A 17,437-nucleotide genomic window follows, 5' to 3' on the forward strand; every position below is an offset into this window, starting at 1 on the left:
GTTTGGAAGACACTGGGTCTTCCGACAATAAAGGAGTTCAAATCCACATGCGCACTTCTGAAATCGCGAAGCGCTATCTCGACTATTTCGAACAGCATGATCATCTTGTCGTTCCCTCGGCATCGTTGATTTCCCCGAATCCGACCACCTTGTTCACCATCGCGGGCATGGTTCCCTTCATCCCGTACCTCATGGGCGAACAGACCCCGCCGAGGCATCGCATGGCCTCCAACCAGAAGTGCGTGCGTACCCTGGACATCGATGAGGTCGGCAAGACCACGCGTCACGGCACCTTCTTCCAGATGCTCGGCAACTTCTCCTTCGGCGACTACTTCAAGGAGGAGGCCATCCATTACGCATACGAGCTGCTGACCACCCCTCAGGACAAGGGTGGCTACGGCTTCGACCCGGAGAAGCTGTGGATGACCACCTTCACCGATGATGAGGAAGCCCGGTCCATGTGGAAGAACGAGGGCGTCGACCCCGAGCATATCCAGATCATGGGCATGGAAGACAACTTCTGGACCACCGGCGGCCCCGGCCCCGGCGGCCCGTGCTCCGAGATTTACGTCGATCGCGGACCTGCGTACGGCGTGGAAGGCGGCCCGATCGCCGATGAGAACCGTTACATCGAGATCTGGGACCTCGTGTTCGAGAACTACGAGGTTGACAACGTCAAGTCCAAGACAGACCTGCATATCGTCGGCGAGCTTGAGAACAAGAACATCGATACCGGCGCCGGCCTGGAGCGTCTCGCATACCTGATGCAGGGCAAGCAGAACATCTACGAGACTGACGAGGTTTTTCCGGTCATCGAGGCTGCCCAGAAGCTCTCCGGCCGTACTTACGGCGATGACGAGGCCATGGACGTTCGCTTCCGTATCGTCGCCGATCATGTGCGCTCCGCGCTGATGATCATGTCTGATGGCGTTCGCCCGTCCAACAACGGCCGCGGCTATGTGCTTCGCCGTCTGCTCCGCCGCACCGTCAAGGCCATGCGTGAGCTTGGCGTGACCGATCCGGTCATGCCGACCTTGCTGCCGACCTCCAAGGCGGCGATGGAACCGAGCTATCCGGAACTCAACGACACCTTCCACGATGTGTCCGAAGCCGCCTATGGCGAAGAGGATGCCTTCCGCCGCACGCTCGAATCCGGCACGGAGATCTTCGACATGGCCGTGTCCAAGGCCAAGCAGGCGGGATCCGACCTTGTGTCCGGCGAGGACGCCTTCAAGCTGCATGACACCTACGGCTTCCCGATCGAGATGACGCTCGAGATGGCCGTCGACCAGGGTGTGAAGGTCGACGAGGCGAAGTTCCGCGAACTGATGGCCGAGCAGAAGAGCCGCGCCCGTGCCGACGCGCTGAAGAAGCGCCACAACGTGGATCTGTCCGTCTATGACGATTTCAAGAAGACGCTGGCCAAGCCGATCGACTTCCTTGGATACACCGACATGTCTGCACGCGCCAAGGTTCTGGGCATCATGCAGGAAGGGAAGGGATCCGTTCCCGCGGTCACCGGTCCGGCCAACATCGAGGTCATCCTCGATCGCACGCCGTTCTATGCGCAGGCCGGCGGCCAGCTCGCCGATCAGGGCGAGATTCTGTCCGATGACGGAGCGGTGCTCGAAGTCGATGACGTGCAGAAGCCGATCAAGGATCTCATCGTGCATCAGTGCCGTCTGACCGAAGGCACGCTGGTGGTCGGCGCCGAGGTCAACGCCAACATCGATCTCGACCGTCGTGGCGCCATCGCACGCGCCCACACAGCTACCCACATGGTGCACAAGGCGCTGCGTGAGGAACTCGGTCCGCAGGCAACCCAGCGTGGTTCCGAGGATGCTCCGAACCGACTCCGTTTCGATTTCCAGTGGTCCAGCGCGCCGAGCAAGAACGCGATGAATGCCGTCGAGGCCCGTGTCAACGAGAAGCTCCGCGAGAACCTTGCGGTCACCACCCAGGAGATGAAGTTCGACGACGCCATTGCGCTCGGCGCCATGCACCTGTTCGGTGAGAAGTACGGCGATATCGTGCGCGTGGTCTCCATCGGCGAGGACGGTTGGAGCCGTGAGCTCTGCGGTGGTACTCATATCGACCACGTCGGAAAGATCGGTGCCATCAACATCATGTCCGAAGCCTCGATCGGTTCCGGCGTCCGTCGTGTGGATGCCGTCGTCGGTCAGGGCGCATACGAGTTCAACGCGCGTGAGCACGCGTTGGTCTCCCAGCTTTCCGATATGGTCAACGCCCGTCCGGACGAGCTCGCCGATCGCGTGAACACGCTGCTTGCCAAGCTCAAGGAATCCGATCGTCGCCTCGCGGCCATGTACGAGTCCCAGCTTGCGGCCTCCGTGCCGACCTTGGTGGCTGACGCGAAGGCATCCCAGGCTCCGGTCAAGGTCGCCAAGAAGAACGTCGGTCATTTCGGCTCCTTCGACGCATTGCGCAAGACCGTGCTCGATGTGCGCGGACAGCTCGGCGATGACACGCCGGTCGTGGTGGCTCTTGCCGGTGTGAACGAGGACGGCAAGCCCATGGTCGCCGTGGCAACCAACGAGGCGGCCCGCAAGCAGGGCATCAAGGCCGGAGATTTGGTCCGTGGCGCCTCCAAGGTTCTTGGCGGTGGCGGCGGCGGCAAGCCGGACTTCGCACAGGGTGGCGGCGCTGACGCCACCAGGATCGACGAGGCTCTTGAGTCGCTGGCGAACCAGGCCATGAAGGGGTGATCTTCCAAGCATGGTTTGGCTTGGAATCGATTTGGGTGACGCCCGGGTCGGACTTGCACTGTCCGACCCCGAGCTCACCCTCGCACATCCCATAGGCAACATCCAGGTCTATGGGGATTACTTCCACGCGTTGGATGAGGTCATCGACGTCATTGGGGACGAGTCGGTGGATCATGTGGTGATCGGTCTGCCGTTGCTGTTGAACGGCGAAGAGGGGAAAAGCGCCAAAAAGGCAAGGCGCTGGGCCGTCAATCTCGAAAAGCGGTTGCACGCCGCCGTGGAGGACGAAGCGTATCCGATAACGGATGTTCCTTCCATCGATCTGGTGGACGAACGTCTGACCACAGTTACCGCGCATCAGCAGCTGTTCGATGCGCATGTCGGCGGTCGTAGGCATCGGCCGATGGTCGACCAGCAGTCTGCGGTGGTGATTTTGCAGACGGCGCTTGATCGAAACCGCAAATGAGGACGAGAGACTAGAAACTAATGACCGAAGATTTGGATGAATACTTTTCCGACAACGCGGAATGGGTCGAGACATCGGGAGGCGCATCCGCCGATCCCGAACCGTCTCAATCTCCGAAATCCCGACGTGACATACGTAAACAACGTGCGCTACGTCGACGTCGCCGCACGGTGATGGTTGTCGCAGTCGTTGCAGTCGTCGCTTTAGTGATCGGCATTGGTTTTTTAGGTGCAGGCGCGATTAGGCATCTCAAGGCGGTCACGGCCTCTGATTCCTCGCTTCAGATTGCGGATTATAAGGGTCCGGGAGACAAGGCGGTGACCTTCACCGTCAAAACCGGGCAGGCCACCGATCAGATCGCACGGAATCTGGTCAAGAAGAGCATCGTCAAATCCGAATCCGCTTTCACTTCCGCGATTGCCGCGGCCAACGCGACGCTGTATCCGGGCGTGTACGCGTTGAAAACTCATATGAGAGCGGCCGATGTAGTCAAGATCCTCTCCGATCAAAGCAAGGCGGGCGGTTTCGCCGAGGTGAAGGCCGGCGAGAGAGTGTCCGACGTCATCGCCAACGCTGCGCAGGCATCCGGCAAGGATGTCTCTGAATTCAAGACGATCATCGATGGCGGCGGCAAAGGTATCCTTCCCGATGAGGCGAACGGAAAATTCGAAGGATGGCTTGAACCGGGCACATACGAGGTACAGGGCAAGTCGGCGGAGACGATCATCAAGGATATGGTGGATGCGCGTATCGCCAAGCTTGACGCCCTGAAGGTTCCTACCGGAAGCGAGAGGGAGCGTATCCTGATCATCGCGTCCATCGCGGAATCCGAAGCCAACAACCCGGACGATTGCGGCAAAGTCGCGCGTGTCATCCTCAACCGTATCGACCAGAACATGCCATTGGGCATGGACAGCACCGTCGCCTATGGCTTCGGCATCAACGGCAGCCAGCTGACGGACGAGCAGCTTCAGGATGGCAGCAACCCCTACAACACCCGCGTCAACAAGGGATTGACTCCGACGCCGATCAGCAATCCCGGCGATTCCGCGATTCAGGCCGCCATGAATCCCCCGGAAGGCAAATGGCTATACTTCGTCACCACCAATCTCAAGACGGGTGAGACCAAATTCGTGGAAACCGAGGACGAATTCTGGAAAATCCGCGACGAATACAAGAACAACAACGAAAACGCCAACTGACGTTTCACATATCTCTCAGATATTTCTCAGCGGAACGCGCTGATTATGACACCGATCGCCCCGGCTACGACAATGACTGGGACGAACGGTGTTTTGCCGGCGAACCGAGTACGCTTCTGCGGATCAAACCGCGTCCAAAAAGCCAGCCAGAGCATGCCGATCACAGCAATCGCAAGCCACCAATACACCATGGCGAACAATCCGAACATGCCTACGGAAAGCCCGACCATCAATGTCGAAGTGACATCGCCGAACCCCAAAGTCCCCGGTTTGACGAGTGCGAGCGAACCTTGCAACGTCGCGGACAGTACTGCGAACAGCAGCGCCTGCAGCACCAGAAACAACGAATTGGAAGCAATCGCGTACGCAGTATCTGCAATGATCTGCGCCAGGCAGCCCAAAGCGATCCATGCGCGCGGGACACGGCGTGATCGGACGTCCTCGATGCTGACGGCCGTTCCACAGAGCAGACTCGGCAGGCAAATCATGTACCACATACCGTTAAGATAGTCCACGAATTGTATTTGGCAGAAAAAGGAGTTGGCATGTTGCGCTGGCAGACAGCAGGTGAATCGCACGGCGAAGCGCTTGTCGCCATGATCGAGGGACTGCCTGCGGGCATCCACGTCACCACTGAGAACATCGTCGGCGCATTGGCGCGTCGTCGTCTTGGATATGGTCGTGGCGCACGTATGAAATTCGAGCAGGACAAAGTCCGTATGCTCACTGGTGTGCGGTTCGGCCAGACCATTGGCTCGCCAGTCGCCATTGAAATCGCCAATACCGAATGGCCGAAGTGGACCGAGGTGATGAGCGCCGATCCGCTCGACCATGATATACCGCGTGAGGGGCGCAACGCCCCATTGTCCCGTCCTCGGCCGGGACATGCCGACCTGACCGGCATGCGCAAGTATGGCTTCGACGATGCACGTCCGGTGCTGGAACGTTCCAGCGCACGTGAGACCGCGTCGCGTGTGGCGTTGGGAGAGGTCGCCAAGCAGTTCCTCGAACAGTCGCTCGGTATCCGTACCGTTTCCCATGTGCTGTCTATTGGCGGCGCGGGCATCACCGATCCGCAGAACGCTGTGCTGCCGAAGCCGGAGGATCTTGACGCCTTGGACGCGTCTCCGGTGCGCACCCTGGACAAGATCGCCGAACAGCAGATGATCGCCCGCATCGATGAGGCCAAGGAGAATGCCGACACGCTGGGTGGCGTAATTGAGGTCGTGGTATATGGCGTTCCAGCCGGAATCGGCACGTATGTCGAATCGGACCGCCGCCTGGATGCCGCTTTGGCCAGCGCCGTCATGGGCGTCCAAGCCATCAAGGGAGTGGAGATCGGCGATGGTTTCCTGGAAGCGATGCGTCCCGGATCGCAGGCACATGACGAAATGGTCGTAGGCGAGGATGGACGCATCGTGCGTCTCAGCAATCGTGCGGGAGGCATCGAAGGCGGCATGTCCAATGGACAGCCGATCGTGGTGCGCGCCGCGATGAAGCCGATTCCATCCATTCCGAAGGCTTTGCGAACCGTTGACATCACCACCGGCGAGGCCGCGCAAGCCATCAACCAGCGTTCCGACAGCACTGCCGTTCCTGCGGCCGCCGTCGTGGCCGAAGCCATGGTGCGTCTCACCATCGCGCAATACGTATTGGAGAAGTTCGGTGGAGACAACATCGCCGAAACCAGACGCAACGCCGAATCCTATGTGGCGTCCTGGCCGGAGCATATGAGGTGACCGCCCCGATGTCCGGAATGCGCAGACCCGTCGCCGTCATCATCGGCATGATGGGTGCGGGCAAGACCCGTGTTGGCAAGGAAGTGGCGCAGATGATGCATCTGCCTTTCGCCGACGCCGACAATGAGATCGAACGGGACGCGGGGATGAAGATCCCCGAATACTTCGCGAAATACGGCGAACCGGAGTTTCGTAAGCTGGAAAGCGATGTCGTGCTTGACATGCTGGAGGACTTCGATGGCATCTTCTCCTTGGGAGGAGGGGCGCCGATGACACCGTCCATCCGGCAGGGACTCGCCGAATACATCGCGGACGGAGGCAAGGTCGTGTATCTGATGGCTGACCCGAGGGAGGCCATGGAACGTGCCAACCGTGGAGGCGGACGTCCGATGCTCGACGGAGATGCCAACGAACGATGGAAGAAACTGTACAAGGAACGCGACCCGGTGTTCAGGCAGGTGGCCAACGTGCATGTGCGCACCCATGGCCAGACCCCGCAAGTGGCCGCGAGAAAGCTGATGGAAATGATTGACCAGCGCATAGTCCATATCACGGGAGCCACCATCGAACCATACGATGTGCGCATCGGAGAAGGGGTGATGAGCCAGCTCGCACAGGTGTTGGGGGATAAGCCCTCCAAAGTGGCGTTGATCCACACGCAGCCTGTGCAGCGGCATTCCGACCGCGCGCGCACGCTGCTTCGGCAGGCAGGCTACGACGTGCATGACATCGTCATCCCCGACGCGGAAGCCGGCAAGACGGTCGAAGTGGCCAATGGCATATGGCAGCGATTGGGGGAGGAAGGCTTCACCCGATCCGATGCGATCGTCGGGCTTGGCGGGGGAGCGGCCACGGATCTGGCTGGTTTCGTGGCCGCGACATGGATGAGGGGCATCCGCTACGTCAACTGCCCGACTTCATTGCTGTCCATGGTCGACGCCTCCACCGGTGGTAAAACCGGTGTCAACACGCCGCAGGGCAAGAACCTCGTCGGTTCGTTCTATACGCCCGCGGGAGTGCTCGCCGACATGGGTACGCTCGCCTCGCTGCCGAACGACATCTTCATCGAAGGCTTGGGCGAGGTCGTCAAATCCGGATTCATCATGGATCCGGAGATCCTACACATCCTCGAGACCCATGCCAACGAATTGCGTTCCTTCGACGGCGCATCGTTCCTCGACTCCGGACTCAAGGACGTGGTGGCCGAACTCATCGAACACACCGTGGGAGTGAAGGCCTACCACGTCTCCGCCGACCTCAAGGAGGCCGGGCTGCGTGAGTTCCTCAACTACGGTCACACGCTCGGCCATGCCATCGAGAAGCTGGAGCATTTCCGCTGGAGGCACGGCAACGCCGTTGCTGTCGGCTGCGTGTATGCGGCCGAACTGTCGCACCTGCTCGGCTACATCGACCAGGATCTGGTCGACTACCATCGTTCGCTGCTCGGCTCGCTCGGCCTGCCGACATCGTGGAGCAACGGCAGCTGGGACGATGTGCTGGCGCTCATGCACCGCGACAAGAAGGCGCGCGGCAACAAACTGCGCTTCGTCATCCTCGAATCGTTGGGCCATCCCATCCATCTTGAGGATCCGCCGGCGGACGCCGTCGAAGAGGCGTTCCGGCGCATCCAGCGGTAGAACGCAAGCATGCAAACGAACATAAAGGAAGTGAAATGACCAAAGTAGTGGTTGTCAACGGGCCGAATCTCGGCCGTCTGGGCGTGCGCCAACCCGACGTGTACGGCAAGCAGGATCTTGAGACCCTGCGCAGGATGTGCACCGAATGGGGCAAGGAACTTGGACTCGACGTGGAGGTACGCCAAAGCGACGACGAGGCCGAGATGATCCATTGGATGCATCAGGCCGCGGACGAGAAGACGCCGATCGTGATGAATCCGGCGGCCTTCACGCATTACTCCTATGGCTTGGCGGACGCCGCGCACATGGTGATCGACGAGGGGCTGCCGCTCATGGAGGTACATATCTCCAATCCTTCCGCCCGCGACGAATTCCGCAAGCGTTCCGTGATCTCGCCGGTCGCCACCGGCACCATCACCGGCATGGGCTTTTTCGGGTACAAGTTGGCTCTGGAGGCAGTCGCCCATCTGCTGCAGGAAAGCTGAAGTCGTTTGCCTCTATGACGTGAAGCCGGATGCCGCATATCAGCATCCGGCTTTTTCGTATGACGATTGTCCCCTGATGGGATACAGTGGTAATGCAAACGTATGCAGATCGCGAAAGCGGTGCACGACGAAGAGGTCAGAGGAATATGGGCACAGTCGCAAAGAAGATCACACGTGCCGTAGCGGCGGTGGCATGTATCGCGGTATCGGTCGGAGTTTCCGCCGCCACACTGCACGTGCCGACACGTGAGGACGACGGAGGCCGTTTCGATCCCGCACGGTATCGCAGCGACGTGATCGTCACCATGTTCCAAGCCAATTGGCGATCCGTAGCCCGCGAATGCGGCGAGGTGCTCGGCCCCGAAGGCGTGGGATACGTGCAGGTATCCCCTCCACAGGAATCCATCCAAGGTTCGCAGTGGTGGACCAGCTACCAGCCGGTGAGCTACAAGCTCGATTCGAAGGAAGGCACTGAAACCGAATTCAGGAACATGGTCAGCCAGTGCAAGGCCGCGGGCGTCGGCGTGATCGCGGACGCGGTCATCAACCACACCACCGGCGTCGATAAGATGGAGGGCACGGGCATCGCCGGAAGCGCCTACGACAACAACGGCGATTTCCCCGAAGCCGGATATGCTCCGTCCGACTTCCATACGCCCTGCTCCATATGGACGTATCGTGACGCCGACAGCGTGTGGAACTGCCAGGTGTCAGGTCTGCAGGACCTTGACACATCAAACGGACATGTACGCGATGTGCTGTCGGACTATTTCGTGAAGCTTCTCGATTATGGCGTTGCTGGATTCCGTGTGGATGCCGTCAAGCACATACCGCCGAAGGATGTGTTGGCCATCAAGCGACTCGTGGCTAAGAAATCCGGACGTTCCATGGATGACATCTGGTGGATGCAGGAGGTGATCGGAGACAATTCCGAAGCCGCCGAAATCCAACCGAAGAATTATCTCAAAACCGGACAAGTGAACGAATTCCAATATGCCTATCGCTTGAAATCCATGTTTTCCAATTCGTTGGCCGGTGGAAGCCTGTCGATCAAGGACATTCCGCAGAACATCACCACCAGCGGCAAAGCCAGCGTGTTCGTGACGAACTGGGATACCGAACGCAATGGCATGACGCTCACCTACAAGGACGGCGATGCCTACCATCTGGCGAACGCGTTCATGCTGGCCTACCCATATGGCACTCCCAACATTTTTTCCGGCTACGAATTCCATGACTCCGACTCCGGCGCGTCGGGCGCCACGAAGACCAGCGTGCCGGACACCGACTGCTCGGAAGACTCCGGTTGGAGCTGCACCGACCGCTGGACGGACGTTCGCGGCATGATCGGCTGGCATAATGTCGCGAACGACGCGCCCCTTACCGATTGGCAGGATGACGGCGGCAATATGATCGCCTTCGGACGTGGCTCCCGCGCGTTCATCGCCATCAACAATGACGTGCACGCCCATACGATCACCTACCGCACATCGATGCCGGCAGGGGAGTATTGCGATGTCTATGGTTCCGCCGATTGCACCGGCACCGTGCGCGTGCGTTGGAATGGTGACGTCACGTTGACGGTGTCCGCCGGCGGTGCGGTGGCCTTCCATGTCGCCGCCACACCCCGTACCGTGCGATGACGAGTGCAATCGTTTGCTATTTTTGATGGCGTTTTGCAAGTGTTTTCTGCCTGAATCGCAAATCACGGGTGACGTTTGCAGAAACGGTTTGCAATATGAAAGACGAAAGAGCGACTTGTTTCAATGGGTCACGCTGTTTCATTGCCATGCGCAGGAATCGTCATACAGTATATGCTGATTTGGAGTGTAAACGTATGCATATTCATCGTCGAGTATATTCTGAATTATCCGCGTGGATGCGGAGGACCATGGCGCATACGTTGCCGGTCGCGGCACCTGCCATGGGCGCTTGAACCGGTCTCATAGATGAGAACGGAGAACGATGGTCGTTCAGACAAACCATCCATTAGGCCGTGTGGTGGCAATGGGCATCACCGCGGCCATGGCGTGTGCTTCACTGGTCGCGGCGCCGATTGTGGCTCAGGCGCAATCCGAAACGCAGGCCAATCAACAGAAAGACGTCCAGGTGATTGCGTTCCAGCAGACGTGGAACACTATCGCCAAGGAATGCACCAACACCTATGGTCCGGAAGGTGTGGCCTATGTGGAGGTCTCGCCTCCGCAGGAATCCATCCAGGGCACGCAGTGGTGGACCAGCTACCAGCCTGTGAGCTATAAGCTCGACTCCAAGCTGGGCACGGAAGCCGAATTCAAGAACATGGTCCAGCAGTGTTCCGCGGCAGGTGTGGGCATCATCGCCGACGTGGTGCTCAACCAGACCACCGGCGCTGACGTGGCCGCCGGGGACCAAAAGGGCGTGGCCGGCAGCGACTACAACGGCTCCACCGGCAGCTACCCGGGCTTCGCCACCAAGCAGTACCCGGACGGCATCACCGCCGCCGACTTCCACAGCTGTAAGAAGAACATCTCCGACTACACCAACCAGCAGGAAGTGCAGGAATGCCGCCTGAGCTCCATGTGGGACTTCGACTCCGAAAGCGAGAAGGTCCAGGACATCCAGTCCGACTATCTCGCCAAGCTGTGGAATCTAGGCGTGCGTGGCTTCCGTATGGATGCCGTCAAGCACATCCACACCGACAGCATGAAGGCCATCAAGGAGAAGTTCGCCAAGAAGGTCGGCCAGAACGCCAACGACATCTACTGGATCCAGGAGGTCATCGGAAACTCCTCCGAAGCCGCCGGCATCCAGCCGAGCAACTACGTGCAGAACGGCACCGTGACCGAATTCGGCTTCAAATCCGAGATGAACCAGACCTTCAAGGACAAGATCGCCAACCTCAAGGGGCTGGGCGAGCGTCTGGGCAAGGACCTGTCCTCCGAGGACGCCAACGTGTTCGTCACCAACTGGGACACCGCCCGCAACGAGGGTGCTCTGACCTATAAGGACGCCAAGTACCAGCTGGCCAACGCCTTCATGCTGGCCTACGACTATGGCACCCCGCGCCTGCTCTCCGACTACAAGTGGGATGTCGACGACAACGGTGCCCCCGGCGCGACCGCGACCTCCGTGCCCGACGTGGACATGGACCAGGCCTGCTCCACCAACAAGTCCGATTGGAACTGCGAGCAGCGTTGGACCTCCACCCGCGGCATGATCGCCTTCCGCAACTACGTCAACGGCACCAAGGTCGCCGATTGGCAGGACGACGGCGGCGACAACATCGCCTTCTCCCGTGGAGACAAGGGCTTCATCGCCATCAACAACGGCAAGAAGGACAAGGATGTCTCCTACACGACCTCCCTCGCCGACGGCGAGTACTGCAACGTGTACGCCACCATGGACTGCTCCAAGACCGTGACCGTCAAGGGCGGCAAGGTAGAGGTCGACGTCCCGGCGCATTCCGCCATCGCCCTGTACGCCGGCGCGACCAAGGCCTCCCACCCGGCGGCCTCCGCGGCCACCGACCCGTCCGATCCCGACGTGAGCCAGGAGGAGGACGACGCCCTGCCCGACGACAGGAGCGTCACCATCTACTACAAGCCTTCGAATTCCGAGTGGAAGACTCCGAAGGTCCACTACGGGCTCGGCGACGACTGGGATCAGCCGGAAGCCGACATGACGCTCGACGCGCAGGGCTACTACACCGCCACCATCAACACCAAGGGCAAGAAGATCGACTTCGTGTTCCATGACAAGGACACCGACCAATGGGAGAACCCGAAGGGCGGCGGCAACTACCACGCCAACGCCGGCATCACCCATGTGGGCGTGGCCGACCAGACCGCCACCGTGGGCAACCCCGAATCCATCGGGGGCAAGACCCGCCTCGTCGTGCACTACAAGCCCTCTTCCGCCTCGGACAACCGTGGTGTGTACGTGTGGGGCGCCGATGTGAACGGCACGTCCATGGACGACAAGCACCACGCCTTCACCGGCACCGACTGCTGGGGCAAGGTCGCCGTGCTCGACTTCGACGGCAAGTACGACAAGTTCGGCTTCATCATCACCACCGGCGATTGGGACAAGTACGGCGCCGACCGTAGCGCCACGGTGAATGCCGACGGCACCGCCGAGGTGTGGATCGATGGCACCAAGTATCCGGACCAGGGCGAGTCGACCACCGTCGAAACCCTCGATTCTGCCCCGTCCGATTACGAGTGCAAGGCCAACACCGTCAAGGTGAAGGTCCACTACAACCGCGACGACGGCCTGTACTACAACGCCGAGGACACCAGCACCACCGTCCCGCAGTGGGACATCTGGACCTGGGCCTCCAACTGGAACGGCGGCGCCGCCACCTTCACCACCCATGACGACTGGGGCGAGGTCGCTGAGTACTCCTTCACCAACTACACCTACTACAACAACGGCGGTTCCTCCGACATCGGCATGCTGCGCCGCTACGGCAAGGACGCCTGGAAGGCCAAGGACCCGGACGACGCCAACCACATGATCCCGTCCGACGCGCTCGTGTTCGATGCCGACGGCAACGCCTCCGCCGAGGTGTGGCTGATTGGCGGCGACGCCACGGTGTACTCCGCCCGTCCGTCCCTCGGCGCCTCCATGAAGTCCGCCGAGATCTCCGGAACCGATCAGCTGTCCGCCAAGCTCTCCAAAAAGGTCTCCGCGGACGATCTGAAGGGCAAGGTCACCGTCACGGACGCCGATGGCAAGAAGGTCGACATCAAGGCCATCAAGACCGACAGCGCCAAGGTGATCATCACCACCGACAAGGATCTCGATGTGCGCGGCAAGTACACCGTCGAGGTCAAGGGCTTCGGCTCCCAGGACGCCATCGCCGGTGCGGTGGTCCGCACTGACGCCTTCGACAAGAAGTACGCCTACAGCGGCGAGGATCTGGGCGCCACCTTCACGAAGAAGCAGACCGGCTTCAAGGTGTGGGCGCCGACCGCCACCAAGGTCGAACTCGTCACCTACAAGTCCGACGACCCGGACGCCGACGTCGACCGGACCATCGCCATGACCAGCGAGGACAGGGGCGTGTGGAGCGCCACAGTGAAGAAGCTCGCCTCCGGCACTGCGTACTCCTACAGGCTCACCTTCGCCGACGGCACGGTGAACACCTCCGCCGACCCGTACGCCACCGCGGCGGTCGCCAACGGCGAACGCTCCGTGGTGCTCTCCAAGAAGGCCATGGGCAAGGCGGGCAAGCGCATGCCGGCCTTCGGCAAGACCACCGACGCCTCCATCGCCGAGATGAACATCCGCGACTTCTCCATCGACCCGTCCTCCGGCATCTCCGCCGACAAGCAGGGCAAGTACCTGGGCGTGGTCGAATCCGGAACGAAGACCGCCAAGGGCGCGACCTCCGGCCTCGACTACCTGAAGAAGCTGGGCGTCACCCACGTGCAGATCATGCCGATGTACGACTACGGTTCCGTCAATGAGACCGGCGACCTAAGCTACAAGGCAGATGGCGCGCAGAACTGGGGCTACGACCCGGAGAACTACAATGTGCCGGAAGGCTCGTACTCCTCCGATCCATCCAACCCGAGCTCCCGCGTCACCGAGATGAAGCAGATGGTCAAGGGCCTGCATGAGAACAACATCCGCGTCATCATGGATGTGGTGTACAACCACGTCTACAATGCCGCGAACCACTCGTTCAACAAGACGGTCCCTGGCTATTACTTCCGCTATGACGACAATGGATCGCTGGTCAACAACTCCGGTTGCGGCAACGACACCGCCTCCGAGCGCGCGATGATGCGCAAGTACATCGTGGACTCGGTGACCTACTGGGCGAAGAACTACAACATCGACGGCTTCCGATTCGACCTTATGGGTCTGATCGACACCGAGACGATGAAGGAGGTCCGCGCGGCCCTCGACAAGATCGACCCGTCCATCATCGTGCTCGGCGAAGGCTGGGATATGAGCTCCACGATGGACAAGAGCGAGATGACCATCCAGCCGAACGCCTACCAGGTCGCTTCGGATGGCACGGACAACGGCATCGCGTTCTTCAACGACTCGATCCGCGACGGGCTCAAGGGTTCCGTGTTCTCCGACACCGACACCGGCTTCGTATCCGGCAAGGCCGATCAGGAGAACCTCATCGCCCACAACGTGCTCGGCTGCCAGTACGACGCCGACGCGAAGACGACCTGCTGGAACGGCAACGCGCAGGACCACTATGCGGATGCCGGCCAGGTGGTGAACTACGCCGAAATCCATGACAACATGACCCTGTACGACAAGCTCAGGAAGTCCGTGCCCACGGATGACGAGGCCACCACCGAGGCGCGTGCCAAGCTCGCCGATTCCGTGGTCTACCTGTCCGAAGGCATCCCGGCCATCCAACTGGGTCAGGAGTTCCTGCGCACCAAGGGCGGCAACGGCAACAGCTACAACGCCGGTGACGAAGTGAACGCCATCGACTGGGATCGCACCACGCAGTACTCCGGCTCCGTCGACTACGTCAGGGGTCTGATCAAACTGCGCAACAGGATCGCGGCCCTCCGCCAGACCGACTACAACGACATCAACGCCAGCGTGACCATGCTGCAGTCCGCCAACGGTGTCGTGGCCTACCAAGCGAAGGACTCCAGCGGCACTTACGTGGTGATCTTCAACGCCAACGGCGAAGCGGCCCCCATCGATGGCATCGAAGCCGGCAAGTACGAGGTGCTTGCCGCCGACGGCACCGTCTACGGCGATGACGACGTCAAGAGCGTCACCGTCCGCAAGGGCTCCGCATACACCGCAGGCGCTCTGTCCGCCACCGTGCTCAAGGTTGCCTCCGCCGATGACATCGTCCCCGTAATCAGCGGTGTGAACGAATCGACGACCATCACCGTCGGATCCAAGTTCGACCCGCTGACTGGCGTCTCCGCCACCGACGATATCGACGGCGACCTGACCGACAAGATCAAGGTCGAAGGCACCGTGGACGCCACCAAGGTCGGCGACTACAAACTGGTCTATTCCGTGACCAACTCCCGCGGCAAGACCACGACCTTCACCCGCACGGTGTACGTCCAGAAGCAGACCGTCACCCCGGCCGCCGATAAGGACAACGGCAATGCCAATGGCAAAACCAACGGTAAGGCCGGCAACACAAAGGAAGATGCGGAGAAAGGCTCGGTGCGGAGTCCGGCAACAGGCTCCAATGTCGCAGGACTCGCTTTGGCCGTCATGGCGCTCGCCGTTACCGCGGGCGTGTTGATCGTTCTCCGCAGGAAGGAGGCCGGCGACCGATAAAATCACAATCGTCTGACTGTATCTCCTGAATTCCTGAAAGACGGGGCCGTATGACAATGCGGCCCTGTCTTTTTCGTATCACAACGGAACACGCCGCGTCTTGCGCCGCTGATAGACTGAAGTTCCATGGTTAGAAGACAACATGGCAATTCTCAAGAACACGTTACCAAGCATATTTTCGTTACTGGTGGCGTTGTCTCCTCTCTCGGCAAAGGCCTGACCGCCTCCTCTCTCGGCCGCCTGCTCCGTAGTCGCGGCATCAGGGTTTTGCAGCAGAAGCTCGACCCGTACATCAATGTGGATCCGGGTACGATGAACCCCTTCCAGCATGGTGAGGTCTATGTCACCGAGGACGGTGCCGAAACCGATCTCGACATTGGCCACTACGAGCGTTTCCTCGACGTCTACCTGAGCCAGAAGGCCAACGTCACCACCGGCCAGATCTATCAGGAAGTGCTACGCAAGGAACGCGCCGGCGAATACCTCGGTCAGTGCGTGCAGGTCATCCCGCACATCACCAACGAGATCAAGTCCCGTATGCGCGCCCAGGCGTCCGATGACGTCGACGTGATCATCACCGAGATTGGTGGTACGGTCGGTGATATCGAATCCCAGCCGTTCCTGGAGGCCGCACGTGAGGTCCGTCGTGATCTGGGTGCCGAGAACTGCATGTTCGTGCACGTCTCCCTGGTGCCGTATATCGCCGCAGCCCATGAACTCAAGACCAAGCCGACCCAGCATTCCGTCATGATGCTGCGTCAGCTCGGCATCTCCCCGGACGCGCTTGTCCTGCGTTCCGACCGTCCGCTGAACCAGTCCATCAAGGACAAGATCTCCCTGATGTGCGACGTGGATTCCGAAGGTGTGGTCAACTGCGTGGACGCTCCGAGCATCTACGACGTGCCGAAAATCCTGTTCAACGAGGGCCTTGACGCTTATGTGGTCCGTGAACTCGGTCTGCCGTTCCATGATGTCGATTGGGACGAGTGGGAGGACCTGCTGGAACGCGTGCATCACCCGAAGCACGAGGTCAACGTGGCCATCGTCGGCAAGTACATCGACCTGCCCGACGCCTACCTGTCCGTCACCGAGGCCATCAAAGCCGGCGGCTTCGCCAACTGGGCCAAGGTCAATGTCAAGTGGGTGGCCGCCGACAAGTGCGCGACCGAGGAAGGCGCGGCCGCCGCGCTCGACCAGGTCGACGGCATCGTGATTCCAGGCGGATTCGGCATCCGCGGCATCGACGGCAAGATCGGCGCGTTGCGCTACGCCCGCGAGAATAAGCTGCCGGCCCTTGGTCTGTGCCTTGGCCTGCAGTCCATGGTCATCGAATACGCGCGCGACGTGCTTGGCATCACGGACGCGAATTCCTCCGAATTCGATCCGGATTGCGCCAACCCGGTCATCGCCACCATGGAGGAGCAGAAGGACATCGTCGCCGGCAAGGGCGATATGGGACACACCATGCGTCTCGGCTCCTATCCGGCGGAACTGGAGGAAGGCTCCATCGTCGCCGAACTGTATGGCACCACGCATGTCACCGAACGCCATCGTCACCGTTATGAGGTGAATGTGGCCTACAAGGACCGTCTGCGCGAGGGCGGCCTGGTTATCTCCGGTCAAAGCCCTGACGGTGAGCTCACCGAATTCGTCGAACTGCCTCGCGAGGTCCATCCGTTCTATGTGGCCACTCAGGCGCATCCGGAGTTCAAATCCCGTCCGACCAAGCCGCATCCGCTGTTCGCGGGTCTGGTCAAGGCCGCTCTGGACCACCAGCAGGCGCGCTGAATCGATGGATGAGCGAATCGGATGATTCGATTCGATGCAACATGGCCATGTATTCCGAGGAATTCATGGCCATGTTGCATAATGGGTATTTGTTTGGGGGTCGTGACTTCCTCCAAGGAATGACG

10 protein-coding genes are annotated in these 17,437 nt (G+C 60.4%); 9 read left to right on the forward strand and 1 reads right to left on the reverse strand.

Annotated elements, in window-relative coordinates:
* The first annotated feature begins 47 nt into the window (after positions 1-47).
* The 3 genes from alaS to mltG are packed head-to-tail and all read left to right on the forward strand — an operon-like array spanning position 48 to position 4,394.
* Positions 48-2,726, forward strand: coding sequence for an alanine--tRNA ligase (gene alaS / locus AC1ATL_RS06085; protein WP_476569283.1), 2,679 nt, complete (start codon positions 48-50; stop codon positions 2,724-2,726).
* Between the two features lie 10 nt (positions 2,727-2,736).
* Positions 2,737-3,192, forward strand: a complete 456-nt coding sequence (gene ruvX, locus AC1ATL_RS06090) for a Holliday junction resolvase RuvX (protein WP_432623498.1) — start codon at positions 2,737-2,739, stop codon at positions 3,190-3,192.
* Between the two features lie 20 nt (positions 3,193-3,212).
* Positions 3,213-4,394 carry an endolytic transglycosylase MltG gene (gene mltG, locus AC1ATL_RS06095; protein WP_476569286.1) on the forward strand — a complete coding sequence of 394 codons (1,182 nt, stop codon included), beginning with the start codon at positions 3,213-3,215 and terminating at the stop codon, positions 4,392-4,394.
* Between the two features lie 26 nt (positions 4,395-4,420).
* Here mltG and AC1ATL_RS06100 read toward each other — a convergent pair whose 3' ends face one another.
* Positions 4,421-4,891: a peptidase A24 gene (locus AC1ATL_RS06100; protein WP_432623524.1), complete on the reverse strand. Its 471-nt coding sequence runs from the start codon at positions 4,889-4,891 to the stop codon at positions 4,421-4,423.
* Positions 4,892-4,939: 48 nt separating this feature from the next.
* Between AC1ATL_RS06100 and aroC the strand changes: the two genes are divergently transcribed.
* The 6 genes from aroC to AC1ATL_RS06130 all read left to right on the forward strand — a co-directional run bounded on the left by aroC (position 4,940) and on the right by AC1ATL_RS06130 (position 17,312).
* Positions 4,940-6,133: a chorismate synthase gene (gene aroC / locus AC1ATL_RS06105; RefSeq protein WP_476569288.1), complete on the forward strand. Its 1,194-nt coding sequence runs from the start codon at positions 4,940-4,942 to the stop codon at positions 6,131-6,133.
* A 17-nt stretch (positions 6,134-6,150) separates the two neighbouring features.
* Positions 6,151-7,770: a bifunctional shikimate kinase/3-dehydroquinate synthase gene (locus AC1ATL_RS06110; RefSeq protein WP_476569369.1), complete on the forward strand. Its 1,620-nt coding sequence runs from the start codon at positions 6,151-6,153 to the stop codon at positions 7,768-7,770.
* 35 nt (positions 7,771-7,805) lie between these two features.
* Entirely contained in the window at positions 7,806-8,255 is a 450-nt protein-coding gene (gene aroQ, locus AC1ATL_RS06115; protein WP_432623503.1) for a type II 3-dehydroquinate dehydratase, read from the forward strand.
* Between the two features lie 146 nt (positions 8,256-8,401).
* Complete coding sequence (locus AC1ATL_RS06120) at positions 8,402-9,898, forward strand: alpha-amylase (protein ID WP_476569290.1); 1,497 nt, start codon at positions 8,402-8,404, stop codon at positions 9,896-9,898.
* 322 nt (positions 9,899-10,220) lie between these two features.
* Positions 10,221-15,524: a type I pullulanase gene (pulA, locus tag AC1ATL_RS06125; protein WP_476569292.1), complete on the forward strand. Its 5,304-nt coding sequence runs from the start codon at positions 10,221-10,223 to the stop codon at positions 15,522-15,524.
* 126 nt (positions 15,525-15,650) lie between these two features.
* A complete protein-coding gene (locus tag AC1ATL_RS06130; protein ID WP_026645852.1) occupies positions 15,651-17,312 on the forward strand; it encodes a CTP synthase in 1,662 nt (553 codons plus the stop codon).
* The last annotated feature ends 125 nt before the right edge of the window (positions 17,313-17,437 follow it).

This window comes from Bifidobacterium sp. LH_743 (assembly GCF_056355775.1).

Excerpts from the sequence above, each read along its gene's own strand:
- alaS (WP_476569283.1), top strand. The coding sequence starts at position 48 with ATGCGCACTTCTGAAATCGCGAAGCGCTATCTCGACTATTTCGAACAG.
- ruvX (WP_432623498.1), top strand. The coding sequence starts at position 2,737 with ATGGTTTGGCTTGGAATCGATTTGGGTGACGCCCGGGTCGGACTTGCA.
- mltG (WP_476569286.1), top strand. The coding sequence starts at position 3,213 with ATGACCGAAGATTTGGATGAATACTTTTCCGACAACGCGGAATGGGTC.
- AC1ATL_RS06100 (WP_432623524.1), bottom strand. The coding sequence starts at position 4,891 with ATGTGGTACATGATTTGCCTGCCGAGTCTGCTCTGTGGAACGGCCGTC.
- aroC (WP_476569288.1), top strand. The coding sequence starts at position 4,940 with ATGTTGCGCTGGCAGACAGCAGGTGAATCGCACGGCGAAGCGCTTGTC.
- AC1ATL_RS06110 (WP_476569369.1), top strand. The coding sequence starts at position 6,151 with ATGCGCAGACCCGTCGCCGTCATCATCGGCATGATGGGTGCGGGCAAG.
- aroQ (WP_432623503.1), top strand. The coding sequence starts at position 7,806 with ATGACCAAAGTAGTGGTTGTCAACGGGCCGAATCTCGGCCGTCTGGGC.
- AC1ATL_RS06120 (WP_476569290.1), top strand. The coding sequence starts at position 8,402 with ATGGGCACAGTCGCAAAGAAGATCACACGTGCCGTAGCGGCGGTGGCA.
- pulA (WP_476569292.1), top strand. The coding sequence starts at position 10,221 with ATGGTCGTTCAGACAAACCATCCATTAGGCCGTGTGGTGGCAATGGGC.
- AC1ATL_RS06130 (WP_026645852.1), top strand. The coding sequence starts at position 15,651 with ATGGTTAGAAGACAACATGGCAATTCTCAAGAACACGTTACCAAGCAT.